Here is a 25,079-nt window from a genome sequence, read left to right on the forward strand (position 1 = left end):
ACTTTTCAGTCACCGGTCGTCGGTGACTCATGACCAGGGGTCAGGACGGCGACTGCAGTTGTTTGACGATCTTGTCCTTGACCTCCAGGCGCTTCGCCTTGAGCTTTGTCACCGCGTCATCGCTGGATTTGGCTTGCTCCGCCTTCACCACCTCGGCATCTGCCAGGGAATACTTGTTGATCAGCGAATCCAATAACGGATCCTTGGTGCGTTTCTGCTGGATTTCTTCCTTTGTGCAACTCAGGTCCTGATAAAGGTCATGGGACACCGGCATGGAACACCTCCGTTTGTTGATCGGTAGCAAACGCGACTGATTGCGTTCGCCAACTATCAGAATGGCCTCGGTTGGCCGGTTCTGTCGACCATCTGTCAGACCAGCGGTGTCCATTCGTCGTCCTCCGGCAAATGCGATAAAACCTTTCCCCAGGCGCCGGCCTCCACTAATTAACGATCACCGTGATCATCTGCGTGGAGAAGCACCAATGGACGGATTTAACCTGCGCCACCTTGCTATGGCCGTTGCTTTGAGCACTGGCATGATGGGTGCGGCATTTGCCGCGACTTCCAATGATTTTGTCGACAAGGCAGCCGCCGGCGGCATCGCCGAAATCGAGGCCAGTCGACTGGCCCTCGAAAAAAGCCAATCGGCGGACATCAAAGAGTTCGCCAACATGATGATTACCGATCATGGCAAGGCCAACGACGAACTGGCGACCATCGCGAAAAAGAACGACATTGAAGTGCCGGACAGCACGACGCTGGTGAAGCAGGCCAAGGAAAAGATCCTCGACATGCGTGACGAATCCTTCGATGCGGCTTATGCCAACAATCAGGTCAAGGCTCACGAAGAAGCCATTGAGCTGTTCAAGAAAGAAGCCAACACCGTGACGGACGACAAATCCAAAGGCGCGGTGGAACTCAAAGGCTTTGCGCAGAAAATGCTGCCGGGTCTGGAAAAGCACCTGGATATGGCGAAAAAACTCCAGGCCGCGCATCCGAGCAAATAATCACGCTGCCAATGCAAAAGCCGCATCCAGGATGCGGCTTTCGTGTTTGAGGATCACCTAACCGCCATCGGTATCGATATCGGCATCGGTGTCATCACTGGGCTTGGGTCGATCCGGATTGGGCTTGAAGCCTGGGCTGAATTCATTGTCGTTGTCGGTATGGCGGTTCTTTTGATCAACCGTTCCATCGCCGCTTTGCGGCTCCGGTGTGCTTTCCACGGGCTTGCCAGGGTTTTCGCTCTGCGCTCGATCCCTTTGCGGTGTCATCGTTTGGTCTTTCATGGCTACCTCGCTCGTCACTGCATGTACGCGGCCGGAATAGTCGAGTCTTGAGGTTTCGAAGTCGGCTGGCCGGCAGGGTTCCCTCGGACCGCTGATTTGCAATGAAAAACCGCCATCAGAACCGGCGCCGACTACAGTCCATGTGCAGCGGATGAAAAATGCTCTCGAAAGCGAACAACTATTTCATCCGGCAAATGTCATTGATTTGCGCCGGTCATTTCTTGGGGAGTCGGCGCCTACACTACAAGGAGTCAAGTCTCATGGCGGCACTGCAATCCAGCACTCTCGATGCGATGAAGAAGAACCAGGCACAACTGCTTGCCGAATGGACAACCGGCCTCGAAGCCAGTGGCGCCACCCGCAATATCAAAGACCAGGACCTGCAACAGCAAACTTCGCAATTCCTGCAACTGATTATCTCGGGCCTGCAGGGCGGTAACGGGCAGAACATCGCTGCCTCAGACTGGGACGAGATTCGCCAGTTTCTGGAAAAGCTCTCCCATAGCCGTGCCCTGCTCGGCCAGGACTCACAACAGACCGCCAGTTTCATCTTCGCCTTGAAAGGCCCGTTGTTTGCGCTGCTGCAAAATCACTATCAGGACAGTCCGGCGCTGTTGGCTGAACAACTCTGGGAAATCTCAGAACTACTCGACGCCCTCGGCATGCACACCATCCGCACATTCCAGAAGTCCCGTGAAGCGGTGATCAAGCGCCAACAGGAAGAACTGCTGGAACTGTCGACCCCGGTGGTGAAGCTCTGGGACGGCGTACTGGCGCTGCCAATGATCGGCACGCTGGATTCGCAACGCACTCAAGTGGTGATGGAATCGCTGTTGCAGCGGATCGTCGACACTGGATCGGAAATCGCCATTATCGACATCACCGGCGTGCCGACCGTCGATACGCTGGTGGCGCAGCACCTGCTCAAAACCGTCACCGCCATTCGCCTGATGGGTGCCGATTGCATCATCAGTGGTGTGCGCCCGCAGATTGCCCAGACCATCGTGCATTTAGGCCTCGACCTGCAAGGCGTCGTCACCAAGGCCAATCTGGCCGATGCCCTGAAACTGGCCCTGACCCGTTTGGGACTGACCATCAGCAAGGCGGTATGAGCCCATGGAGCGCATTCCGATATTGCAGATGGGTGACTTCCTGCTGGTGACCATCCAGGTCGACATGCATGACCAGTTGGCCCTGACCCTACAGGACGACTTGTCCGAGCGGATCAGCCGAACTTCCGCCCGTGGCGTGCTGATTGATATCTCTGCGCTGGACATGGTCGACTCGTTCATCGGCCGGATGATCGGGACCATTTCCGGACTCTCGAAAATCATGGACGCGCAGACGGTGCTGGTCGGCATGCAACCGGCGGTGGCCATCACCCTGGTAGAGCTTGGCCTGACGCTGCCGGGGGTCAGTACCGCATTGAATGTCGAGCGCGGGATGAAACTGCTTCAGGATCGAGTACGTGACCAATGAACGTACGCAGCAGTGGCTCTCATCCGATTCATATCGAGCAGGATGTGGTCCTGGCTCGGCAACTGGCGCGCAAGCTCGCCCAGGAATGCGGCATGCGCCTGATCGACCTGACCAAACTGGTGACCGCCGTCAGCGAACTGGCGCGCAACACCATGGTGTACGGCGGTGGTGGCGACATGGACTGGCAGATCCTCGACGACCAGACCCGCTGCGGCCTGCGCCTGGTGTTTCGCGACGAAGGTCCCGGCATCCCCGATATCAAGCTGGCGATGACCGATGGCTGGACCTCCGGCAGCGGTCTTGGCCTGGGCCTGACCGGCGCCAAGCGTCTGGTGGACGAGTTCGAGCTCGACACCGCGCCTGGCCAGGGCACTCGCATAACGATCACCCGATGGACATGAACATTGGCAGTTCGCTGACGCAAGTGCTGGTGATCGAAGACAGCAGTCAGATCGGCCACGCACGGCGTACCGCGCAGCAACTGGCGGAAAAAAACGGCTTCGACAGCACTGATGCCGGGCGCGTGGCGCTGGTTGCCACCGAACTGGCCAGCAATATTCTCAAACACGCCAGCCATGGCGAGCTGCACTTGCGAGTATTGCCTCGTACAAACGGCGCCGGCATCGAAATGCTTGCCGTCGACCGCGCGCAAGGCTTTGATTTGCAGGCATGCCTGACCGATGGATTCTCCACCGGAGGAACCCAGGGCATCGGGTTGGGCGCCGTGTCGCGTCAGACCGAAGTGTTCGACGTCTACGCCGATTCCCGAGGTGCCGTGCTGCTGGCACGCTTGTATCCGCGCCAGGACAAGGCCCCGGATCGACGCATTGGCATCAGCCAGCACTCATTGCGCAACGACCCGGCCTGCGGCGATGTCTGGCACTTGGCGTTCGACGGACCACGCACCAGCGTGCTGGTGATCGACGGCCTGGGCCATGGAGAAGAAGCCGAGCGAGCTGCCCGCGCTGGCGAGAAAGCCTTCGCACTGTCGCCCTTCGCGTCACCGATACTGGCACTGGAAGACATGCATCACGCCATGACCGGTACCCGTGGCGGTGCAGTCGCCGTCGCGCAATTTGACGGCGACGCACTAAAATTTGTCGGTATCGGCAATATCGGCGCCTGCGTGATTGCAGCGGACAAGTCCCGGGGGCTGGCCTCCCATCCCGGCATCGTCGGCGGCCAGTATCGAAAGGCGCAAGCCTTTGACTATGCTCAAGTGAGCGGACAGCTGTTGATCATGTACAGCGACGGCCTGCAATCGCGCTGGAACCTGCAGGATTATCCCGGTCTGGTGCACCGCCATCCCGCCGTGATCGCCGCCATTCTGCACCGTGATTTCTGTCGTGGACGGGACGATGTCACGGTGTTGGTCATTGCTCTGGAGGCCGCCCATGCCTGAAGCACCGATGAGTCAGACTGACGAACAAACGGCGCTGATCGCCCGGCTGCAAAACGAAGCCGAGGCCCTGCGCGCGGAGCTGGATGAAACCAATCAGGGTGTACTGGCGCTGTATGCGGAACTCGACACCCAGGCCGAACAATTGCGTCAGGCCTCGGACCTGAAAAGTCGCTTTCTTTCCTACATGAGCCATGAATTTCGCACCCCGTTGGGCTCGATCCTGAGCATCGCCAGCCTGTTGACCGATGAACTCGACGGGCCATTGAGCCCCGAACAGCACAAACAAGTGGCCTTCGTCAGCGGTTCCGCCCGTGAGCTGAGCGATATGGTCGACGATCTGCTGGACCTGGCGAAGATCGAAGCCGGGCGCATCACCATTTCCCCGGCGTGGTTCGACATGTTCGACCTGTTCGCAGCACTGCGCGGTATGTTTCGGCCAATTGTCGATGCAACCGCCGTGGACCTGATTTTCGAGGAGCCGGTGGGACTGCCTCGGCTGTACACCGACGACAAGAAACTCGCGCAGATCCTGCGCAATTTCATTTCCAACTCGCTGAAGTTCACCACCCGTGGAGAAGTCCGGGTGTCGGCGCGTCTGGAAAACAGCTCCCATGTGCGCTTTGCCGTCAACGACACCGGAATAGGTATCGCTGCCGAGCTACATGGCGCATTGTTCGAAGACTTTTCCCAGGTCGACTCACCGCTGCAAAAGCGCCTGCGAGGAACCGGGCTCGGATTGTCCCTGTGCAAGCGCTTCGCCGGTTTGCTGGGTGGCGAAGTCGGGCTCCAGAGTACGCCGGGCACTGGCTCGACCTTTTTCGTGATCATCCCGCTGGCCATCGCCACGGAGCCTGCCGATGAAACGTGACCTGCGCCTGCTGATCGTCGACGACAACGTCGCCACGCGCTATGCCCTGCGCCGACGCCTGGAGCGTCATGGCTATGAAGTGCTCGAAGCCGGTACCGGCAGCGAGGGCCTGGAGTTGATCGACAGTGTCACCATCGAGGCACTGATTCTCGACGTCAACCTGCCCGACATGAGTGGCTTCGACATCGTCCGCATACTGCGCTCGGACCCCGCGACCGCCCTGCTCCCGGTGATCCACGTGTCGGCCGCCTCGATCCAGACCGGCGACATCATCACCGGCCTGGATGCCGGCGCCGATGCTTACCTGATCCACCCGGTGGACCCGGACGTGTTGCTGGCGACGCTGCGCACCTTGCTGCGGGTGCGTGAAACGGAAAATGCCCTGCGGGAAAGCGAGGCGCGCTTTCGCGAGATTTTCATCAATGTGTCGGCGCCCATCGCTGTGCTGGATGCCCAACTCAAGGTGCATGAATGCAACCATGCCTTTTCCCGGTTGATTCAGGACAACCTCACGCCTGACACGCTGCGCGAGTGCTTCGCCGACGACCAACCCGGCATCATCGACGAACTGCGCCTGCGCCTGAGCTATGGCGAGCGCTGGAAAGGCACCTTGAGCATGCGGGTCCAGGGCGAAATCCGCGAAACCGAGTGGCAGATCTCGCCCTACCGTTCACCGGAACTCAGCCTGGTGTTTGTCGAGGATGTCACCGAGCACCGCCACCGCGAGCGCTCGCACCTGGCGCGCCTGGACGACGCAACCACTCAACTGGCCAAGGAAGTCGCCGAACGCGTGCGCACCGAAGCCCAGTTGTTGCAGGTGCAGAAAATGGACGCATTGGGCAAGCTCACCGGCGGCATTGCCCACGACTTCAACAATTTGCTCACCGGCATCATCACCAGCCTGGAACTGATCCAGAAACGTGTCGCCGATGCGCGTACCGACAAGGTTCAGTTCTATACCGAAGCGGCGTTGAACTCGGCGATGAGTGCGGCCTCCCTGACCCATCGCCTGCTGGCATTCGCCCGGCAACAGCCGCTCGACACACGACCCGTTGATATCAACGAGAACATCCGCTCCCTTGAAGAACTGCTGGTGCGGACCATCGGCGAACGCATTGCCCTGAAACTTGAATTGACGAGCAAAGCGGCGATTGCCCTGGTCGACCCGATCCAGCTGGAAAGTGCCGTGCTCAATCTGGTGATCAACGCGCGCGATGCCCTGCCCCAGGGCGGCAATATCTGGGTCAACACCTATGCGGCCTATTCCCATGGTGATCCCAACCTGGCCGATGGCGCTTACGTCGCGTTGTCAGTGCGCGACGACGGCACCGGTATCGAGCACAGCGTGATCGACAAGGTGTTCGATCCGTTCTTCACCACCAAACCGCTGGGTCAGGGCACCGGGCTCGGGTTGTCGACCATCTATGGTTTCGCCCGTCAGTCCGGTGGCGATGCACACATCCGCAGCGTGGCGCGGCGCGGCACCGAAGTGACCATCATGCTGCCGGCCAGCTCCGATCCGACGGCCAGCGAAGTGTTGCCCACCGCTGTCGATCCGCAAGGCTCCGGCGAACACATATTGATCGTCGAGGACACGCCGTCCGTGCGCATGTTCGTGGCCGAAGTGCTGGTGGACGCCGGTTACCGCTGCACACAAGTGGCTGACATCGAGGGGGCTCTGGAACGCCTGCAAAATGATCAAACCATCGACCTGCTGCTGACCGACGTCGGCCTGCCGCGCATGAGCGGCCGGGAACTGGCCGATGTCGCCCGAGGCTGGCGCAACAAACTGCCGATCCTGTTCATGACCGGCTACGCCGAAACCGCGATCAACCGTCAGGTGTTTCTGGGGGAAGGCATGGAAATGCTGATCAAGCCGTTCCAGATAAACGAACTGCTGGACAAGGTACGGCGCACGATCGACGGCGCCTGAAAAATCGATTCGCGAGCAAGCCCGCTCCCACATTTAACCGAGTCGCCCACGGATACTGTGATCAACACTAAACCCATGTGGGAGCGGGCTTGCTCGCGAAGAGGCCCGCATGATCGCCGAAAATTAAACCATACCAAGCACCCTGGCCAAAAACGGCGCCGTCCGGCTCTTCTTGCTCTTCGCCACTTTCTGCGGCGTCCCCGCCACGACAATCCTGCCGCCCTGATCACCGGCCCCGGGTCCGATGTCGATCACCCAGTCACTCTGCGCCACCACTCGCATCTCATGTTCGACGACGATCACCGTGTGCCCTGCCGTCACCAGATTATTCAACTGTTCGAGCAAGCGATCGACGTCCCGCGGATGCAGCCCGGTGGTCGGTTCGTCGAGCACGTACAGCGTCGCCCCGCGTTGATTGCGTTGCAGTTCGGTGGCGAGTTTGATGCGCTGGGCTTCGCCGCCGGACAGCTCTGTCGCCGGCTGGCCGAGGCGCAGATAACCCAGGCCGATATCGCGCAGCACCTCCAGCGAGCGACGGATCGACGCTTGTTCAGCGAACACTTCCACGGCTTGATCCACGGTCAGTTGCAGCACCTGGGCTATGTTGCGGCCCTGCCAGGTGATCGCCAGCGTATCGGGGTTGTAGCGCGCGCCGTGGCAGGTTGGGCATGGCGCGTAGACACTGGGCATGAACAGCAATTCGACGCTGACAAAGCCCTCGCCTTCACACGTCGCGCAGCGGCCCTTGGCGACGTTGAAGGAAAACTGCCCGGCGTCGTAGCCCGCCGTCTGCGCCTCGGGCGTGGCGGCGTAGAGCTTGCGCACGTTATCGAACAGCCCGGTATAGGTCGCGAGGTTGGAGCGCGGGGTACGGCCGATGGGTTTCTGGTCGACTTGCACCAGACGCTTGATCGACGCCAACCCTGCCGTGACTTGGCCGCCACTGGTTTGCGGCGCATCGTCTTCCAGGCTCGGTTCTTCCGTTTCACTCTCGATGACTGGGCGCCCGAGGTGCGTGCCGACCAGTTCGAGCAAGGCCTGGCTGACCAGACTCGATTTACCGGAACCTGAAACGCCAGTCACCGCTGTGAAACAGCCCAAAGGAAACTCGACACTGAGATCATTCAGATTATTGCGGGTGATGCCTTCCAGCCGCAGCCAGTCGCTGGCCTTGCGGCTGACTCGCGGCTGGCTGACTTGCTCGGCGAACAGATAGGCGCGGGTTTGCGAATCGGCAACGTCAGCCAGCCCGGCTGGCGCGCCGCTGTACAGCACCCGCCCGCCATGCTCGCCCGCCGCCGGACCGACATCGATCAACCAGTCGGCGCGGCGCATGGTTTCCAGATCGTGCTCGACCACAAACAAGGTATTGCCGGCAGCTTTCAAGCGCTGCAAGGCTTCGAACAACGCCTCGCCATCCGCCGGGTGCAGGCCGGCAGAAGGCTCGTCCAGCACGTAGATCACGCCGAACAATTGCGACCCCAGCTGCGTGGCCAGGCGCAGGCGCTGCAATTCGCCGGACGACAGCGTTGGCGTGCTGCGCTCCAGCGCCAGATAACCGAGGCCAAGATCGGTCAGGGTACTGACCCGCTCCAGCAAATCCTGGGCGATCCGCTGCGCGGCCAGACGCTTTTCCACTGACAGGTTCGGTGTGTGCCGCACATCCGGGGCATTGGCGTGGCCGCTGGCGCCGTGGGCTACACGCTGTTCACGGGCCTCGCGGGTCTGGTTGTGAGTCAGCACTTCGCCCGCCTCTTCACCTTCTTCAAGGTAATGCTGGGCTGCGACCGGTTTCAGTACTTCGGCCACCTGCAGCAACGGCATCTGCGACAACGCGCCAATGTCATAACCGGCGAAGGTCACCGATAACGCCTCGCGCTTCAGACGTTTGCCGTCGCACAGCGGGCAAGGACTGCCCAGCATGAATTGCGAGACACGCTTCTTCATCAGTGCACTTTGCGAATGGGTGAACGTGTGCAGGATGTAGCGGCGCGCGCCGGTGAAGGTGCCTTGGTAACTCGGCTCCATTTTGCGCTTGAGGGCGACGCGGGTTTCTTCCGGCGTAAGCCCGGCGTAAACCGGCACCGTCGGGGTTTCTTCGGTGAAGAGAATCCAGTCGCGCTGCTTTTTCGGCAGATCGCGCCAGGGGATATCGACGTCGTAGCCCATGGTCACCAGAATGTCCCGCAGGTTCTGGCCCTGCCACGCCAAGGGCCATGAGGCGACCGCGCGCTGACGGATGGTCAGGCTCGGGTCCGGCACCATCAACGCTTCGGTGACTTCATACACCCGGCCCAAGCCGTGGCACTCGGGACACGCGCCTTGCGGCGTGTTCGGTGAAAAGTCTTCGGCGTAAAGCATCGGCTGCCCCGCCGGGTAACTGCCGGCGCGGGAGTACAGCATGCGGATCAAGCTCGACAAGGTCGTCACGCTGCCCACCGAAGACCGCGTACTCGGCGTGCCCCGTTGCTGCTGCAAGGCTACCGCTGGCGGCAGACCTTCGATGGAATCCACGTCGGGCACGCCGACCTGATCGATCAACCGCCGCGCATACGGCGCCACCGACTCGAAGTAACGACGTTGTGCTTCGGCATAGAGGGTCGAAAACGCCAGGGACGACTTGCCCGAACCGGACACCCCGGTGAATACCACCAGGGCATCGCGGGGGATATCGACGTCGACATTCTTGAGGTTGTGTTCCCGGGCGCCACGCACCCTGACCATGCCGGAGTGAGAGTTGGAGGTGCGCGTTGAGGTCATCGGGAAGCCTTAATGAGATAACTGAAAAATACCGTTCCCCTGTAGGAGCTGAGCTTGCTCGCGATGGCGGTGTGTCAGGCACAACATTGTTGAATGTGCAGCCGCCATCGCGAGCAAGCTCTGCTCCTACAAGTCTGAATGTGTTTAGCCATTGAGCACGGTACGAATCATTCGAGCCAGCGATTGCGGGCTATAGGGTTTGCTCAACAAATGGGTATCCGGGCTGAGCTGGTGATTGCGCGAGATAATGTCACGGGTATGCCCGGAGGTGAACAGCACCGCCACCGGAGGATTTTGCACCTTGCCCCATGCGGCCAGATCGGAGCTCTTGATCAGGCCGGGCATGACCACATCGGTGAAGATCAAGTCCACCTGCGCGCCCTCCAGCAACATTTGCATCGCGATGTCGGCGTTGGCAGCCGTCAGCACCTGATAGCCCTCTTCACGCAGCAACTCCACCGACGAAGCGCGCACCGCTTCGTTGTCCTCCACGACCAGCACCCGCTCGTGTCCGCCCCGCTGATGCGCTTCCGGCGTGGGTGTTTCACTGTCCATCGAACGCAAGCTGCGGGGGAAATACAGCTGCACCCGCGTGCCCTCGCCGACAACGCTGGACATCTCGATATGGCCGCCACTTTGCTTGACGAAACCGAACACCATGCTCAACCCCAGCCCCGTGCCCTGGCCGTCGGGTTTGGTGGTGAAAAACGGCTCGAAGGCCTGCGCGAGTACCTGCGCTGGCATGCCGACTCCCGTGTCAGCCACGCAGACCTGCACATAGTCCCCGGCCACAATACCTTTGCCTGCGCAAAACGCGCGATCGAGGCTGATGTTGTCGGCGCTGAGGTCGATCGTGCCTTCGCCCTTCATCGCGTCGCGGGCGTTGATCGCCAGGTTGAGGATGGCGTTTTCCAGTTGATTACGATCGACGAACACCGGCCAGCAATCAACCGGGGCGGCCATGTTGACCTGGATTGTTTCCCCCAGCGCGCGCTGCAACAGTTCGCCGAGGCCGTCGAAGATCTGCTGTGGCGTACAAGTCGCCGGGGACAGCGGCTGGCGGCGCGCGAAAGCCAGCAACTGTGAAGACAACTTTGCACCGCGCTCGACGGCGGCAATGGAAGCGCTGACCCGACGCTGCACATTGGCGTTGCCCGCTTCATGCCTGGCCAACAAGTGCAGGTTGCCGGCGATCACTTGCAGCAGGTTATTGAAGTCATGGGCCACGCCACCGGTGAGGCCACCGATGGCTTCGAGCTTCTGTGACTGGCGCAATTGCTCTTCGGCCGCCAACCGCGCTTCGACTTCGTCGGCCACCCGTTGCTCCAGGTTGCGGGTGAACCGGAGCAGCGATTCTTCGGCGGTCTTGCGTTCATGGATGTCGATCAACACCCCGGGAAAACGAAAGGCCTCGCCCTGCTCGTTGAACTCGCAACAACCGCTGGCCAGCACCCACAGATAACTGCCATCGGGACGCAGAATGCGGTACTCGGCGTTATAGGCCTCGCCGACCTCGACCGACCGTTTGACCCGCTCTTGCACCCAACTGCGGTCATCCGGATGAATCCGCGTTTCGGCGAATTCCTGTGACAGATTGTTCAGGTCTTGCCCCGTCGGATAGGAAAAGGTCCGGGCGAATCGCTCATCGCCGGACAGCACATTGGCCTTGATGTCCCAGACGAAGGAACCAAGCAGAGCCCCGGCATTCAGTGCCAGGCGCACCCGTTCGTTGTCGGCGCGATAGGCATCTTCGGCAGTTTGGCGGCGTTGCTCGGAAATCACTCGTTCAGTGGTTTCGACCACCATCGCCATGACTCCGGCCGGACGTCCGTCATCATCGGCAACCGGGCTGTAGTAGAGGTCCATCCAGACCTGTTCGGGAACCCCGTCGCGCAGCAGCACCAGTTCTTTATTGCGATAGGACAACGTTCCCCCGGCCAGGCACGTATCCACCACATGCCGGTTGAACTCGGCGACTTCCGGCCAGCCCAGCTCCACCGGAGAACCCAACAGATAAGGATGGCGCCCGCCGGCGAATTCTGAATAGGCGTCGTTGTAGATCATGTAGCCGGGGCGCCCCCAGAGCATCACCATCGGCAACGGTGAAGCGAGCATCAGTTGCACTGTACTGCTCAGGCTCCGAGTCCAGGAATCAAGAGCACCCAGCTCGGTCCGACTCCAGTCGAACGCACAAATGCGCCCGGCCATTTCGCCGCTCCAGCCGGAACATCCGTGGCTATCGTCTAGAAACTGCATCGCTTGGCTCTATCCCGGTCATCCGCACCCGTTTGTTTCGAGCACAGTGAACGTTATTCGTTTCATAGAGGTATAGCTGAATCTCACGGGCCACTGCAGATCCCTTGTGGGAGCGGGCTTGCTCGCGAATGCGGTGTGTCCGTCGGTATTTGTGCTGTCTGACACACCGCATTCGCGAGCAAGCCCGCTCCCACAGGTTGAATTTTCAGTGACTGGGGAATTGGGGGCTAAACCTCAATGAGGTGTTTGAGCGGGTTGTAGCTGCTTTTCAAAGTCGCCGCCACATCGAGAATCGCCTTTTCGATGCCATTCAAATGCATACACGTCAGCTCAATTGCCGCGCTCTGGTTGCCCGCCTCGATGTACTCGATCAGCCGCAGGTGTTCATCGTCGCGGCAGGCTTCGTGGCTGTCGTCATCCAGCGCAGCGGCGTACAGCGAGGCGCGGGAGATCAGTTTCTGGAACCAGTCGAGCAGCACCGGATTGTTCAGGCTGCGGGCCAGTTTGATATGGAACTCACCGAGCAGATGGATCAGCCGCTCGTGATCCCCGCTTTGATGCGCCTCATCCTCCAGCAGCAGGTGATCGCGCAAATCCTGCGTCACCGCTGTATCGCGACGACGGCAAAGCTCACTGACGATGCCGATCTCGATCAGGCGCCGAGTTTCGAACAGCGAACGAATCTCTTCGTCACTCGGCAACGACACCGACGCACCTTTATTGGGCTCGGTGGTGACCAGTCCGTCGGCTTCCAACTGCTTGAGCGCCGCGCGAACCGACGTTCGGCTGACATTGAAAAGTTCGGCCAACGAGGCTTCGCCGAGCTTCATCCCCGGACGCAGCGAGCGTTTGCTGATCGCCTCGTAAACCCCTTGGTAGACGCGGTCGACCGTGGTTTCCAGTTTCTTTTCCGTCATTCATCAACTCCTTGCGCCCTGTGCAACCAACCCTGGCGGATGAACAGCCATTGAAAAAGGGGCTTGCACGAGCAGGTTAATCCGGGTATTTCTAAATTGCATCCAGATTTTGCATACAATAATTAGAGGAATGCACCATTATGGGTCATCCAGTTGCAATTGAAGTGCGAAACGTCTCAAAGCGGTATTCCGACGATCCGGGACTGGCCCCAGCGCTGGACAACGTTTCTGTCGACATTGCCGACAACGAATTCTTCACCCTGCTCGGCCCCTCCGGCTGTGGCAAAACCACCCTGTTGCGCACCATCGCCGGCTTCGAACATGTCAGCGAGGGTGAGATTCGTCTGGCCGGTGAACCGGTCAACGATTTGCCGCCGTTCAAGCGCCGGGTCAACACGGTGTTCCAGAGCTACGCGCTGTTTCCGCACATGAGTGTTGCGCAGAATATCGCCTTCGGCCTCGAGATGCAGGGTCTTGAACGCAAACTGATACCGCAGCGTGTCGATGAAATGCTCGCGCTGGTGCAAATGCAACACCTGGCCAAGCGCAAACCGGCCGAACTGTCCGGCGGACAACAGCAGCGCGTGGCTCTGGCCCGGGCCTTGGCGCCGAAACCCAAAGTGCTGTTGCTGGACGAGCCGCTGTCGGCACTGGACCTCAAGCTGCGTAAGGAAATGCAGGTCGAACTCAAGCGCGTGCAGAAAGAAGCCGGGATCACGTTCATTTTCGTCACCCACGATCAGGAAGAAGCGCTGACCCTGTCCGATCGCATTGCCGTGATGTCGGCCGGCAAGATCCTGCAGATCGGCACGCCCAACGAGATCTACGAGCGGCCGCAGCATCAGTTTGTCGCGCAATTCATTGGCGACATCAACTTCCTGCCCGGCCATCTCAAGCGCGGCCAGCAAAACGAAAACCTCTTCGTGCCCAACGGCATGCCGGTGGAAATCCCCTGCCCGCCGCAAGGCTTCGACGGTTCGCGGGTGCAGCTGGCGTTTCGTCCCGAGCGCTCACAATTGGTTGACCCGACGCAGCCACATCACCTGCGCGGCGTGATCGAAGCCGTGCTGTATGTCGGCACCGCGACGCTTTACCAATGCCGGTTGAACAACGACATCAAGGTCATGCTGCGCGAGAACAACGAAGGCCTGAACCATGGCCGGGTGGTCGGTGATCGCGTCGCGGTCAACCTGCCGCCCCACGCCTGCCTGCTGATGGAGGCCTGAGATGAGCGTCAGCAGCACTTCCCCAGCCCTCAACCGCGCGCTGTTGCTCAGCCCGGTGGTTCTGACCCTGCTGGCCTTGATCGCCATTCCGTTGGGCATCATGGGCTACATCAGCCTGTTGCCGCGCAACGTCTATGGCGGCGTCGACTGGCAGGCCGACTGGCAATTGCAAAGCTACGTGCAGCTGTTTTTCCAGGAAGGTTTCGACGGCGAACTGGAGCTGAACTGGGTCTACGCCCAAGCGCTGCTGCGTTCGGTGTTCCAGGCCGGTGGCACCACGATCCTGTGCTTCCTGTTCGGTTTTCCGGTGGCGCTGTGGATGTCGAGCCTCACACCGCGCCGGCGCAACCTGATGGTGTTGCTGATCACCATCCCGTTCTGGACCAACCTGCTGATTCGCAACTACGCGTGGCTGATCATCCTGCGTGAACACGGCTGGGTCGCCCAGAGCCTCAACGCGCTGCTGCCCCAGTCCGGTGGCATCACCCTGCTCTACAACGACTTCGCGGTCAGCGTCGGCCTGGTCTACAGCTTCCTGCCGTTCATGATTCTGCCGATCTATTCGACCCTGGAAAAACTTGACTGGCGCTTGGTGGAAGCCGCCTATGACTTGGGTGCCAACCGCTGGCACGCGTTGCGCCGGATCATCCTGCCGCTGTCGATGCCGGGAGTGATTGCCGGCTCCCTGCTGGTGTTCGTGCCGAGCCTCGGTGCCTTCATCACCCCGGCGATTCTCGGCGGCGGCAAGACCTTGATGATCGGCAACCTGATCCAGCAACAGTTCGGCACCGCACGCAACTGGCCGCTGGGCAGTTCGCTGTCGTTCCTGTTGCTGGGGATCATGTTGGTGTCCCTGGTGCTCTACGCCCTCTATAGCCGCAATGCCGCCAAGACCCTGCGTCGGGGAGCCCAAACATGATCGCCCTGCACCTGAAAAAACTGCCGCTGACCCGCGAAGTCAGTCTGCTGATCCTGGCCTATCTGTACCTGCCGATCTTCGTGCTGATTGCCTACAGCTTCAACGCCAACCGCTCGGCGACGGTGTGGACCGAGTTCTCGTTCGACTGGTATGGACGAATCCTGGCCAACCCGTCGATCCAGACCGCCGCGCTGAACTCGATCATCGTCGCCAGCATCGCCACGGTCTGCGCCACGGCGATTGCATTGCTCGCGGCATTGGCGACTTACCGGCCGTTCTACGGGCAGAAAATGGTCGAGGGCGGAATCAACCTGCCGTTGATCCTGCCGGAGATTGTCACCGCCGTTGCCACCCTGCTGCTGTTCATGGCGCTGGGGATCAAGCTCGGTTTGCTGACCGTAATCGTCGCCCACATCGGCTTTTGCATTCCCTTCGCTTACCTGCCGATCCGTGCGCGGCTCAATGACCTGGACAAGAGCCTGCTGGAAGCGGCGAACGACCTGTATGCCAACCCGTGGCAGGTGTTTCGCCGGGTGACCTTGCCGCTGCTGTGGCCGGCGGTGCTGTCCGGTTCGGTGCTGGCGTTCGTGGTCAGCCTCGACGATTTCATCATGACCTTCTTCGTCGCCGGCCCCGGTTCCACGACCTTGCCGGTGTACATCTTCTCGGCGATCAAGGCCGGTGTGACGCCGGAGATCAACGCGATTTCAACGCTGATGCTGGTGATTTCCATCGTGCTGGTGGTGCTGGCCTTCTGGCTGGGACAGCGCGGCAAACAACAATGAGTCTGGAGCGTTCTTGCATGAAACTGAAAAATATTGGTTACGGTGTCGCCGGTCTGGCCCTCAGTTGCTTTACCGTTTTCACCGCCCAGGCCGCCGAGCCCAAGGAACTGTTCTTCTACAACTGGACCGATTACTACCCGGTCGAGCTGCTGGCCAAGTTCGAAAAAGAGACCGGCATCAAGGTCACCATGGACGGCTACGACAGCAACGAAACCCTGCTGGCCAAGTTGCAGGCCGGCGGCGCGGCGTATGACGTGATCGTGCCATCGCAATCGATCATGCGCACCCTGATCAACCAGAACCTGCTGCTGGAAATCGACGCGTCCGCCCTGCCCAACTTCCAGTACGTCAAACCAGCCTTCCGCGACCCGAGCTTCGACCCCGGCCGCAAGTTCTCGGCGCCGTACTTGTGGGGCACCACCGGCTTCTCCTATGACAGCGCGCGGGTGCCCGGCGGCAAACTGGACGACTCGTGGAAAGAGTTCTTCGAACCGCGCAAGGAACTGCAAGGCCAACTCGCCGCCCTCGACACGTCCAGCAGCGTGATCAACGCCGCCAGTCACTACCTGAATGTCGACGAATGCAGCGAAAACCCGCAGGACGCCAAGCGCATTCTCGAACTGCTGCAAAAACAGAAACCGTTCCTGAAGATGTACAGCTCGGACAACACCGTCGACCGCATGGCCTCCGGTGAAGTGATCATGATGCAGAACTGGAACGGTTCTACAGCGCGGGCCACCTTGCAGAAGAGCACGATCAAGTACGTGTATCCGAAGGAAGGACTGGCGATGTTCCAGGACAACTTCGCCGTACCGAAAAGCGCGCCGCACCCCGGCAACGCCAAGATCTTCATCGACTGGATGATGAAACCGGAAAACGCCGCCGCCGTGTCCAACGCCATCGCCTACGACAACGGCATCCAGAGCGACAAATTGATTGATGCCAAATGGCGAGTGATGGACGCCATCAACATGCCCGACGAATTCGCCTCGCGCCTGCGTCCCGAGAAGGAATGCAGCAACAAGGCGCGGGAGCTGCAGGACCGGATCTGGGCGAAGCTCAAGGGCTGATTGCCTGACTTGAAACCGAGTCGCGGCCATCGCTAGCAGGCTAGCTCCCACAGTGGTTTTGTGTGGACACAGAATCCGGGGCAACCCCAAACCCTGTGGGAGCTAGCCTGCTAGCGATGAGGCCCGCCAAGACACCACTGAATTTGAGGTACGCAATGAATCAACCCCGCTGGCTACGCAACGTGCGCCCTTACGGCGCACCCGCCGAAGACCTGCTGATCGAAAACGGCCGATTCACCCAGCGCCGCCCGGCCTCGACCACCGAGCTGCTCGCCACCGACATCGACGGCCAGAACCAACTGCTCACCGGGGCCTTGGTGGAAAGCCACGTACATCTGGACAAAACCCTCTGGGGCCAACCCTGGCGCCCGAACAGCGCCGGGCCCACTCTCAAGGACTATATCGCCAATGAGCGGCGCATTCTGCGCGAAGTCACCACACCGATTGCGCAACGGGCCGGCGCGCTGCTGGAAAACTGCATCGCCCGGGGTTCGCTGACCATGCGCTGCCATGTCGACATCGACCCGGAGTTCGGCCTGCGTCACGTCGAGGCCATGCAGCAATTGAGGGAAAAGTATCGCGACCTGATCGACCTGCAACTGGTGGTGTTCCCGCAAACTGGCCTGATCAGCCGTCCCGGCACCGCCGAATTGATGCGCGAAGCCATGGCTCTGGGCGTGGAAAACGTCGGTGGACTGGACCCGTGCGGCATCGACAACGATCCCGTCGCACAACTGGATTTCGTGTTCAAACTGGCCAGCGAGTTCGACCGTGGCGTCGACATTCACCTGCACGACAAGGGTGAGCTGGGCCTGTGGCAGATCGCGTTGATCGCCGATTACACCGAGCGATTCACGCTTCAGGGGCGGGTGATGATCAGTCACGCGTACTGCCTCGGCATGCTGCCGTGGAGTCAGGTCAAACCGGTGGCCGAACGCTTGGCGGCGCTGGGTATTTCGCTGATGAGCTCTGCGCCGGCCGATTGCGCCGTGCCGCCGTTTCTTGCCCTGCGCGAAACCGGGGTCAATGTCTGCCTGGGTTCCGACGGCATTCGTGACGCCTGGTCGCCGATGGGCAACGGCGACATGCTGGAGCGGGCGATGTTGTTGGCGTTCCGTTTCGATTTGAACAAGGACGAAGAACTGGCGGCGGCCTTCGACGCCGCGACGGTCAATGGCGCTCGTGCATTGGGTTGTGAAGGTTATGGTTTTGAGATGGGCCGGCCAGCAGACTTTTTGCTGATGCCGGTACAAACGCTCGGTGAAGCGGTTGTCTCGCGGCCGTTGCGCCAGGTTTATCGCGGCGGGCAGTTGATTGCGGCGGGCGGCCGTTTGCTGGACAGCCGTTTGTGAAGCGCATCGGCTTGCGGGCCAGCTGCGTGGTCGGCTTCGACGGTACGCAGCATGTTTTATGGCGCGACGGCGAAGTGGTTTTCGAAGGTTCGCGCATCGAGTTCGTCGGGCGCGGTTATGCAGGCGCGGTGGATCAGTGGATCGACTACGGCAACGCGTTGATCGGTCCGGGATTTATCGATCTGGATGCACTGGGCGATCTCGACTCCACGGTGCTAACCCTGGACAACGGCGACGAGCGCGACATGGGCCGCATGTGGTCGGCGGAGTATCTGGCGCGCGGCTCACGGGAAAGCTATAGCCCCGACGAAGAAGTCTTCAAATACCGCTACGCCTTCACACAGTTGATCCGCAACGGCATCACCACGGCCATGCCGATCACCTCGATGTACTACCGCGAGTGGGCGGAAACCTACGATGAATTTTCCGCAGTCGCCGATGTGGCGGCTGAACTGGGGCTGCGCACGTACCTCGGTCCCTGCTACATGAGCGGCATGAGTTACTGGCAGGCCGACGGCACGCTGGCTCACCACTGGGATGAAGCCCGAGGTATGGCCGGGCTCGATGCGGCCGAGCGATTTTTCCGGGATTTCGACGGTTCTCACCATGATCTGATTCGCGGCGCGCTGTTGCCCGATCGTATCCAGACCTGCACGCCCGCTCTGCTTCAACGTACCGCCGCACTGAGCCGGGAACTCAACGCGCCGATGCGCTTGCATTGCTGTCAGGGCCTCGGCGAAGTGGCGATGGTCGAGCAGTTGCGCGGTGTTTCCCCACTGGGTTGGTTGCAGCAATTGGACCTGTTGACTCCACGCAGCCTGTTGCCCCACGGCATCTACACCCGTGGCGATGACGACCTGCAACGGCTGGTGGATGGCGGCGCGAGCCTGGTGCATTGCCCGGTGGTGTTTGCCCGGGACGGCGAGGCGCTGAACTCGTTTGGTCGTTATCGGGCCAAGGGCATCAACTTCGCCTTGGGCACCGATACCTGGCCGGCGGACTTGCTGGAAAACATGCGTCAGGGTCTGAACATCGCCCGGCTGATGGAAGGCGGCAATTCACTGACCCGCACGCTGGACCTGTACAACGCCGCCACCCTCGGCGGCGCTAAAGCGTTGGGTCGCGACGACCTTGGACGTCTGGCGCCGGGAGCAAAAGCCGACATCACCGTGTTCAACCTGCGCGGCCTGCGCCTGGGGCCGCTGTTCGATCCACTGAAAAACCTCGTGCTGGCCGGGCGCGGTGATGACTGCATCGCCAGTTTCATCGACGGCCGCTGCGTCATGCACAACGGTCAGGTCAACGGTATCGATTACCCGGCCCTGCAACGCCAGGCCCAACAGCAATTCGAAAAACTGATGCGCAGTCACAGCGACCGGGCCTTCGGCCAACCGGACTGGAAAAGTCTTTTCCAACCGGCCATCCCGTTCGCCGACGACTACAGCGCGCAAGCGCCACTGAGCGCGATTGATCCACTTCTTTAGAGATTTCTGCCCATGCAAAGCTTCGACTTCAGCCAACTGAGCCCACGGGACAAATACAAGATTCTGATCGGCAGCGTGGTACCACGGCCGATTGCCCTGGTCACCACCATCGACGGTGAAGGCCGCATCAATGCCGCGCCCTTCAGCTTCTTCAACGCGCTCTCAGCCGATCCGCCGATCCTCGCGCTGGGCGTGGAAAACTACGGTGACCAAAGCCCCAAGGACACCACGCGCAACATCCAGCTCAACCAGGAATTCACCGTCAACATCGTCAGCGATGCACTGGTGGAAGCCATGAACGTCTGCGCCGTGCCCTTCGCTCCCGGCTTCGATGAACTGACCGCGGCAGGCCTCACCGCCATCCCCGGCACCACGGTCAAATGCCCACGCATCGGCGAAGCCCCGGTTGCGCTGGAATGCCGACGGATGATGGCGCTGAACATCGGTCAATCCCGGGAGATCATCTTTGGTGAAGTGCTGATGGCCCATGTGCGCGATGAATTGATCGATCCCAAAACCCTGTACATCGATCAACTGGGGCTCGACGCGATCGGTCGAATGGGCGGGCATGGTTATGCGCGTACGCGGGATTATTTCGATTTGCCGACACGGTCGTTGCAGGCGTGGACGGATGCGCCTGGGGGCGGCGAGCGGTTTTGGCCGGTGTCCAAGTAAAAGGAACACCCCACATACCCTGTGGCGAGGGAGCTTGCTCCCGCTGGGGTGCGAAGCAGCGCTCAAGGTAACCACCGCGGTCATTCAATTGCATCGCGGTGAATGGTTTTACACCTGCTGCGCAGGCGAGCGGGAGCAAGCTCCCTCGCCACAGAAGCCCGCTCACCGTGGATCAGTGGAAATCCCGGCTCCGCACGCTGATGCCATCGAGCAGCGGACTCAGGTCGCTCAAGCGCCCGGCAATCAGATGCCGAACCTCGCCCTCCTTTTCCCAACGCCCATCGACCTTGAGCAACTGCGAGCCGACCAGTACCTTTCGCTGCCGATCGGCCAGGTCGTGCCACACCACCACGTTGACGTTGCCGAACTCGTCTTCCAGGGTGACGAAGGTCACACCACTGGCGGTGCCCGGCCGTTGTCGACCGGTCACCAGCCCCGCGACGCTGACCGGCCGTCCGTGCTCGACCTCCAGCAACTCCTTCGAACTGCGGCAACGCCGGGCTTTCAATTCAGCGCGCAACAACGCCAGCGGATGCGGCCCGAGGGTGGTGCCGACGCTGGCGTAATCGGCCCGCAGGTCTTCGCCGACAGTGGGTTTGGGCAGCGCGATCGCACCCTCTTCCTGGCTCGGCAGCCCGGCGAACAACCCAAGCTGTTTCTGCACCCCCGCCACTTCCCAGCGTGCCCGATGACGATCACCGGCCAACCCGCGCAGCGCACCGGCATCTGCCAGTTGCTCCTGGGCGCGGGCATGGAGCCGCGCCCGTTCGCCGAGATCGGCGATGTCGGCAAACGCGCCCTTGGAGCGCGCCACCTCGATGCGTCGGGCATCGTCCTCGCGAAAGCCCTTGATCATGCGCAGGCCCATGCGAATCGCCGGTTGCGCACCGGTGATCGGCTCCAGGCTGCAATCCCAGTCACTGGCCCGCACGTCCACCGGGCGAATCTGCAAATGATGACGGCGTGCGTCCTGCAGAATCTGGTCCGGGCTGTAGAAACCCATGGGCCAGCTATTGATCAGCGCACAGGCGAACGCTGCCGGCTCATGGCATTTCAACCAGCAACTGGCGTAGGTCAGCAAGGCAAAACTGGCGGCGTGGGATTCGGGAAAACCGTAACTGCCGAAGCCTTTGATCTGCTCGAAAATCTGTGTGGCGAAGTCCGCGGTATAGCCTTTTTTCTTCATCCCCGCTGCCAGGCGTTCCTTGTGCGGTTCGAGCCCGCCGTGGCGTTTCCACGCGGCCATGGAGCGGCGCAGCTGATCGGCTTCGCCGGGGCTGTAGTCGGCGGCGACAATCGCGATCTGCATCACTTGCTCCTGGAACAAAGGGACGCCGAGGGTGCGTTTCAACACCTCCCGCAACTCTTCTGACGGATAGCTTTCGAGTTCTTCCTTGTTTCGGCGACGCAGGTACGGATGCACCATGCCCCCCTGAATTGGCCCGGGGCGAACGATGGCCACCTCGATCACCAGATCATAGAACTTGCGCGGCTTGAGCCTGGGCAGCATCGACATTTGCGCCCGTGATTCGATCTGGAACACGCCGACGGTGTCGGCGCGGCCAATCATGTCGTAGGTCAACGAGTCTTCGGAGGGGATCGACGCCAGGCTCAAGTCCAGATTGCGATGACGACGCAGCAAATCGAAACAACGACGAATCGCGCTGAGCATGCCCAGCGCGAGGATATCCACCTTGAGCAAACCGACCGCATCCAGATCGTCCTTGTCCCACTGGATGATGGTGCGCTCGGCCATGGCGGCGTTTTCCACCGGCACCAGACTGTCCAGCGGATGCTCGGAAATCACGAAACCACCGGGGTGCTGGGACAGGTGCCGGGGAAACCCGATCAACTGTTGGGTCAAACTCAACACCCGGCGCAGCACCGGGCTCTCGGGATCGAACCCACCTTCACGCAGACGCTCCACGGGCGGAGTTTCATCACTCCAGTGACCGCAACAATCGGCCAGGGCGTTGATCTGATCCGGCGGCAAACCCAGCGCCTTGGCCACATCGCGCACGGCGCCTGCCGCGTGGTAGGTGCTGACCACGGCGGTCAATGCCGCGCGGGTCCGGCCATAGCGCTGGAACACATACTGCAAGACTTCTTCGCGGCGTTCGTGCTCGAAGTCCACATCGATATCCGGTGGTTCATCGCGCTCCCTGGAGAGAAAGCGCTCGAACAACATGTTCATCCGGTCGGGGTCGATCTCGGTAATGCCCAAGGCAAAGCACACCGCAGAGTTAGCCGCCGAGCCTCGACCCTGACATAGAATTTTTTCGCGCCGAGCGAAGGCGACAATGTCTTGGACCGTAAGGAAATAACTCTCATAGCCCAACTCGGCGATCAGTCCCAGTTCCTTGTCGATCAGCCCGCGCACCTTCTCACTCGCACCTTGCGGCCAGCGCGCGCGAATGCCCTCCTCGGTCAAATGACTCAGCCACGACGTGGCCGTATGTCCATCAGGCACCAGCTCCCGTGGATATTGATAACGCAACTGGCCGAGGTCGAACGTGCAACGCCGGGCAATCGCCAGCGTTTCATCAAGCAAGGCTTGCGGGTACAGGCTGGAGAGAACGTCGAGGCTGCGCAGATGCCGTTCGCCGTTGGGGTGCAGGCGCAACCCGGCGTCGGCCACCGGCAGGTGATGACGGATCGCGGTCATGGTGTCCTGCAAGGCCCGCCGCCCGCGCGCGTGCATGTGCACATCGCCGCTGGCCACCGGAGTAATTTGCAGCTTCCGGGCCAGGGTCAGCAGGTCGTTCAGCCGACGGGTGTCGTCCTGGCTGCGATGCAGTTGCACCGCCAGCCACAGGCGTTCGGCGAAAACCTGCTTCAGCCAATGGCCCTGCTCGTAATCATCGACCGCGTCCGGCACCCACAACGCCAACAGCCCCGGCAGCGGCTCGCTGAAGTCATCGCGCAGTATTTGATACTGACCTTTCTGCGTGCGCCGTCGGGCGCGGGTGATCAGTCGGCACAGCGTCTGGTAACCCTCAAGGCTCTCCACCAGCAGCACCAGTTTCGGACCGTTCTCGATGCGAATCTCGCTGCCGATAATCAGCGGTAGCTCCACGGACTTCGCCGCTTGCCAAGCGCGGACGATGCCGGCCAAGGTGCATTCGTCGGTGATCGCCAGGGCTTGATAACCCTGTTTTTTCGCCCGCTGGAACAGCTCAAGGGCACTGGAGGCACCGCGCTGGAAACTGAAGTTCGACAGGCAGTGCAACTCGGCATATTCGGCGTTCATGCGAACCAGCCCTGCAACCACAACGGGCCGTCTTCACCCACCGCCCGATAAGCCCAGCCCTGCTGGCCGGCACGGGTTTCGATCAGGTAGTAATCGCGGCGCACATCATCACCGTCCCACCAGCCGGACTCGATACGTTCCGGTCCCATGAGGATGCGGGTCGAGCCTTCGTGCACCGCCAGCGGTTCCGTCAGCAACCAGCCCGGTCGCTGCACGGTCGGGAATCCGCCGCAGGGCTGACTGTCGGCACTGGCCTGCCACGCGCACTCGGGTCGGTGATCGGCCTGAAACCGCAGGCCGTGCACCGCGTCATCGCCCAACCGTGCGCGCAGGCGTTCGCGCAATTGCTCCCAAGGCAAGGACTGCTGCGGGCGGTCGTCGAACAGTTCCTGACACTGCGGCACGAAGGCCGGCAAGTCTTCGGCGCGCAGGCGAAAACCGCGTACCGGCGCCTCGACCTGAACCTGCTCCAGCCGCCCCCGGGCCAGTTCGAACAGCATCGCCGGATCGCGCTCGGCGCTGAGCAGGCCGACCTTGATGACCGTGTCCGGCAATCCGGCGTGTTCCAGATGCAGGTCGAAACGCTGTACGCCGCTGTCGCGCCCGCACAGGAACGCCGACAGGTCACCGGTCAACCGGCGTAGCGGAAACAGCAAGGCCTGATGGGATTGCACATCGAAATTGAGCTCGATGCGCACATCGAAGCGATCCGGCGGCAGGTAGAACGCCAGCGCCAGCCGCCGCACCCCGAGCAAGGCGTCCAGATGCTTGAGCACCTGAGCTTCGAAACGCCGGGCCAAACTCTGCCGGGGCAACGCCTGCAGCTGACTCAAGGTGCGCAGCCCCATGCGCGACAACGCCGTGGCGACGTTGGCCTCCAGCCCGATGCGGTCGACGGGCATTTGCCCGAGGTGACGCTGCAAGGCTTGATCGTCGGGCACCACCAGACCGTCATAGGCATTGGCCAGCATTCGTGCCGCCACCGGATTGGGTGCAGCAACGATGCGATGGCGAAAACCCAGTTCGCCGAGTTCGCGACGCAAGCGCGCCTCGAATTGTGGCCAATTGCCGAACAGGCCGAGGCTGGACTCGATTTCGAACACCAGTGCCCGCGGGTAATGCACGCTGACCTGAGCGCTGAACCGATAGGCCCAAGCGGCCAGAAACTGCTGCCAGTGTTCGATTTGAGCGGCGTCGTACTCGGCGGTGGCAAAGCCTTTGCTCAAGGCCTGCGCGGCGCTCATGGACTGGCCGGGGCGCAAACCCAATTCCCGCGCCGGGCCGTTGACCGCCTGCAACACCCGGCGTTGGGCCGGACCGGTCAGCAGCGCCAATGGCTCATCGGGATCGGTGCGCTGACGCAGTACCGCGTCCAGCGCCAATTGCGGAAAAAGAATACAGACCCAGCGCATGG

The 25,079-nt window shown here is 61.1% G+C and carries 21 protein-coding genes; 14 read left to right on the forward strand and 7 right to left on the reverse strand.

The annotated features are described in order from the left end of the window. Nucleotides 1–40 precede the first annotated feature (40 nt). Nucleotides 41–274 carry a DUF465 domain-containing protein gene (locus tag V6Z53_RS18705; protein WP_150700636.1) on the reverse strand — a complete coding sequence of 78 codons (234 nt, stop codon included), beginning with the start codon at nt 272–274 and terminating at the stop codon, nt 41–43. 208 nt (nt 275–482) lie between these two features. Between V6Z53_RS18705 and V6Z53_RS18710 the strand changes: the two genes are divergently transcribed. Further along, nucleotides 483–1,007, forward strand: a complete 525-nt coding sequence (locus V6Z53_RS18710; protein WP_338581096.1) for a DUF4142 domain-containing protein — start codon at nt 483–485, stop codon at nt 1,005–1,007. A 57-nt stretch (nt 1,008–1,064) separates the two neighbouring features. On the opposite strand, the gene V6Z53_RS18715 is transcribed toward V6Z53_RS18710, so the two are convergent. Beyond that, complete coding sequence (locus tag V6Z53_RS18715; protein ID WP_338581097.1) at nt 1,065–1,289, reverse strand: hypothetical protein; 225 nt, start codon at nt 1,287–1,289, stop codon at nt 1,065–1,067. Between the two features lie 260 nt (nt 1,290–1,549). Between V6Z53_RS18715 and V6Z53_RS18720 the strand changes: the two genes are divergently transcribed. The 6 genes from V6Z53_RS18720 to V6Z53_RS18745 are packed head-to-tail and all read left to right on the forward strand — an operon-like array spanning nt 1,550 to nt 6,971. Next, nucleotides 1,550–2,401: an STAS domain-containing protein gene (locus V6Z53_RS18720; RefSeq protein WP_338581099.1), complete on the forward strand. Its 852-nt coding sequence runs from the start codon at nt 1,550–1,552 to the stop codon at nt 2,399–2,401. A gap of 4 nt (nt 2,402–2,405) precedes the next feature. Continuing rightward, on the forward strand, nt 2,406–2,768 hold the full coding sequence (locus V6Z53_RS18725; protein ID WP_338581101.1) for an STAS domain-containing protein: 363 nt from the start codon (nt 2,406–2,408) through the stop codon (nt 2,766–2,768). Then, on the forward strand, nt 2,765–3,169 hold the full coding sequence (locus V6Z53_RS18730; protein ID WP_338581102.1) for an anti-sigma regulatory factor: 405 nt from the start codon (nt 2,765–2,767) through the stop codon (nt 3,167–3,169). The genes V6Z53_RS18725 and V6Z53_RS18730 overlap by 4 nt, the downstream gene beginning before the upstream one ends. Further along, nucleotides 3,166–4,170: an ATP-binding protein gene (locus V6Z53_RS18735; RefSeq protein ID WP_338586519.1), complete on the forward strand. Its 1,005-nt coding sequence runs from the start codon at nt 3,166–3,168 to the stop codon at nt 4,168–4,170. Before V6Z53_RS18730 ends, V6Z53_RS18735 begins: the two co-directional genes overlap by 4 nt. After that, nucleotides 4,163–5,038, forward strand: a complete 876-nt coding sequence (locus V6Z53_RS18740) for an ATP-binding protein (RefSeq protein ID WP_338581103.1) — start codon at nt 4,163–4,165, stop codon at nt 5,036–5,038. The genes V6Z53_RS18735 and V6Z53_RS18740 overlap by 8 nt, the downstream gene beginning before the upstream one ends. Beyond that, nucleotides 5,028–6,971 (forward strand): response regulator, encoded by a 1,944-nt coding sequence (locus tag V6Z53_RS18745; protein ID WP_338581104.1) that lies wholly within the window; start codon nt 5,028–5,030, stop codon nt 6,969–6,971. The genes V6Z53_RS18740 and V6Z53_RS18745 overlap by 11 nt, the downstream gene beginning before the upstream one ends. 123 nt (nt 6,972–7,094) lie before the next feature. Here V6Z53_RS18745 and uvrA read toward each other — a convergent pair whose 3' ends face one another. From uvrA to V6Z53_RS18760, 3 genes are all read right to left on the reverse strand, one after another. Continuing rightward, entirely contained in the window at nt 7,095–9,731 is a 2,637-nt protein-coding gene (gene uvrA / locus V6Z53_RS18750) for an excinuclease ABC subunit UvrA (RefSeq protein ID WP_338581105.1), read from the reverse strand. A 144-nt stretch (nt 9,732–9,875) separates the two neighbouring features. Continuing rightward, on the reverse strand, nt 9,876–11,987 hold the full coding sequence (locus V6Z53_RS18755) for an ATP-binding protein (protein ID WP_338581106.1): 2,112 nt from the start codon (nt 11,985–11,987) through the stop codon (nt 9,876–9,878). A gap of 227 nt (nt 11,988–12,214) precedes the next feature. Continuing rightward, nucleotides 12,215–12,904 carry a GntR family transcriptional regulator gene (locus tag V6Z53_RS18760; protein ID WP_007987445.1) on the reverse strand — a complete coding sequence of 230 codons (690 nt, stop codon included), beginning with the start codon at nt 12,902–12,904 and terminating at the stop codon, nt 12,215–12,217. 140 nt (nt 12,905–13,044) lie between these two features. On the opposite strand from V6Z53_RS18760, the gene V6Z53_RS18765 reads away from it, so the two are divergent. The 7 genes from V6Z53_RS18765 to V6Z53_RS18795 all read left to right on the forward strand — a co-directional run bounded on the left by V6Z53_RS18765 (nt 13,045) and on the right by V6Z53_RS18795 (nt 20,415). Beyond that, nucleotides 13,045–14,130 carry an ABC transporter ATP-binding protein gene (locus tag V6Z53_RS18765; protein WP_338581108.1) on the forward strand — a complete coding sequence of 362 codons (1,086 nt, stop codon included), beginning with the start codon at nt 13,045–13,047 and terminating at the stop codon, nt 14,128–14,130. 1 nt (nt 14,131) lies between these two features. Continuing rightward, nucleotides 14,132–15,049, forward strand: coding sequence for an ABC transporter permease (locus tag V6Z53_RS18770; RefSeq protein WP_338581110.1), 918 nt, complete (start codon nt 14,132–14,134; stop codon nt 15,047–15,049). Next, a complete protein-coding gene (locus V6Z53_RS18775) occupies nt 15,046–15,834 on the forward strand; it encodes an ABC transporter permease (protein WP_338581111.1) in 789 nt (262 codons plus the stop codon). The genes V6Z53_RS18770 and V6Z53_RS18775 overlap by 4 nt, the downstream gene beginning before the upstream one ends. A 17-nt stretch (nt 15,835–15,851) precedes the next feature. Beyond that, nucleotides 15,852–16,904: an extracellular solute-binding protein gene (locus V6Z53_RS18780; protein ID WP_338581112.1), complete on the forward strand. Its 1,053-nt coding sequence runs from the start codon at nt 15,852–15,854 to the stop codon at nt 16,902–16,904. 155 nt (nt 16,905–17,059) lie between these two features. Then, nucleotides 17,060–18,256 (forward strand): amidohydrolase family protein, encoded by a 1,197-nt coding sequence (locus V6Z53_RS18785; protein ID WP_338581113.1) that lies wholly within the window; start codon nt 17,060–17,062, stop codon nt 18,254–18,256. Further along, nucleotides 18,253–19,740, forward strand: a complete 1,488-nt coding sequence (locus tag V6Z53_RS18790; protein ID WP_338581114.1) for an amidohydrolase family protein — start codon at nt 18,253–18,255, stop codon at nt 19,738–19,740. The genes V6Z53_RS18785 and V6Z53_RS18790 overlap by 4 nt, the downstream gene beginning before the upstream one ends. A gap of 12 nt (nt 19,741–19,752) precedes the next feature. After that, on the forward strand, nt 19,753–20,415 hold the full coding sequence (locus tag V6Z53_RS18795; protein WP_338581115.1) for a flavin reductase family protein: 663 nt from the start codon (nt 19,753–19,755) through the stop codon (nt 20,413–20,415). Nucleotides 20,416–20,587: 172 nt separating this feature from the next. Here V6Z53_RS18795 and V6Z53_RS18800 read toward each other — a convergent pair whose 3' ends face one another. Both V6Z53_RS18800 and V6Z53_RS18805 read right to left on the reverse strand, forming a co-directional pair. Then, complete coding sequence (locus tag V6Z53_RS18800; protein WP_338581116.1) at nt 20,588–23,686, reverse strand: error-prone DNA polymerase; 3,099 nt, start codon at nt 23,684–23,686, stop codon at nt 20,588–20,590. Then, a complete protein-coding gene (locus tag V6Z53_RS18805) occupies nt 23,662–25,077 on the reverse strand; it encodes a DNA polymerase Y family protein (protein ID WP_338581117.1) in 1,416 nt (471 codons plus the stop codon). Before V6Z53_RS18805 ends, V6Z53_RS18800 begins: the two co-directional genes overlap by 25 nt. Between the last annotated feature and the right edge of the window lie 2 nt (nt 25,078–25,079).

The sequence above is a fragment of the Pseudomonas sp. MAG733B genome, from assembly GCF_036884845.1.
Lineage (GTDB): Bacteria > Pseudomonadota > Gammaproteobacteria > Pseudomonadales > Pseudomonadaceae > Aquipseudomonas.

Excerpts from the sequence above, each read along its gene's own strand:
- V6Z53_RS18705 (WP_150700636.1), bottom strand. The coding sequence starts at position 274 with ATGCCGGTGTCCCATGACCTTTATCAGGACCTGAGTTGCACAAAGGAA.
- V6Z53_RS18710 (WP_338581096.1), top strand. The coding sequence starts at position 483 with ATGGACGGATTTAACCTGCGCCACCTTGCTATGGCCGTTGCTTTGAGC.
- V6Z53_RS18715 (WP_338581097.1), bottom strand. The coding sequence starts at position 1,289 with ATGAAAGACCAAACGATGACACCGCAAAGGGATCGAGCGCAGAGCGAA.
- V6Z53_RS18720 (WP_338581099.1), top strand. The coding sequence starts at position 1,550 with ATGGCGGCACTGCAATCCAGCACTCTCGATGCGATGAAGAAGAACCAG.
- V6Z53_RS18725 (WP_338581101.1), top strand. The coding sequence starts at position 2,406 with ATGGAGCGCATTCCGATATTGCAGATGGGTGACTTCCTGCTGGTGACC.
- V6Z53_RS18730 (WP_338581102.1), top strand. The coding sequence starts at position 2,765 with ATGAACGTACGCAGCAGTGGCTCTCATCCGATTCATATCGAGCAGGAT.
- V6Z53_RS18735 (WP_338586519.1), top strand. The coding sequence starts at position 3,166 with ATGAACATTGGCAGTTCGCTGACGCAAGTGCTGGTGATCGAAGACAGC.
- V6Z53_RS18740 (WP_338581103.1), top strand. The coding sequence starts at position 4,163 with ATGCCTGAAGCACCGATGAGTCAGACTGACGAACAAACGGCGCTGATC.
- V6Z53_RS18745 (WP_338581104.1), top strand. The coding sequence starts at position 5,028 with ATGAAACGTGACCTGCGCCTGCTGATCGTCGACGACAACGTCGCCACG.
- uvrA (WP_338581105.1), bottom strand. The coding sequence starts at position 9,731 with ATGACCTCAACGCGCACCTCCAACTCTCACTCCGGCATGGTCAGGGTG.
- V6Z53_RS18755 (WP_338581106.1), bottom strand. The coding sequence starts at position 11,987 with ATGCAGTTTCTAGACGATAGCCACGGATGTTCCGGCTGGAGCGGCGAA.
- V6Z53_RS18760 (WP_007987445.1), bottom strand. The coding sequence starts at position 12,904 with ATGACGGAAAAGAAACTGGAAACCACGGTCGACCGCGTCTACCAAGGG.
- V6Z53_RS18765 (WP_338581108.1), top strand. The coding sequence starts at position 13,045 with ATGGGTCATCCAGTTGCAATTGAAGTGCGAAACGTCTCAAAGCGGTAT.
- V6Z53_RS18770 (WP_338581110.1), top strand. The coding sequence starts at position 14,132 with ATGAGCGTCAGCAGCACTTCCCCAGCCCTCAACCGCGCGCTGTTGCTC.
- V6Z53_RS18775 (WP_338581111.1), top strand. The coding sequence starts at position 15,046 with ATGATCGCCCTGCACCTGAAAAAACTGCCGCTGACCCGCGAAGTCAGT.
- V6Z53_RS18780 (WP_338581112.1), top strand. The coding sequence starts at position 15,852 with ATGAAACTGAAAAATATTGGTTACGGTGTCGCCGGTCTGGCCCTCAGT.
- V6Z53_RS18785 (WP_338581113.1), top strand. The coding sequence starts at position 17,060 with ATGAATCAACCCCGCTGGCTACGCAACGTGCGCCCTTACGGCGCACCC.
- V6Z53_RS18795 (WP_338581115.1), top strand. The coding sequence starts at position 19,753 with ATGCAAAGCTTCGACTTCAGCCAACTGAGCCCACGGGACAAATACAAG.
- V6Z53_RS18805 (WP_338581117.1), bottom strand. The coding sequence starts at position 25,077 with ATGCGCTGGGTCTGTATTCTTTTTCCGCAATTGGCGCTGGACGCGGTA.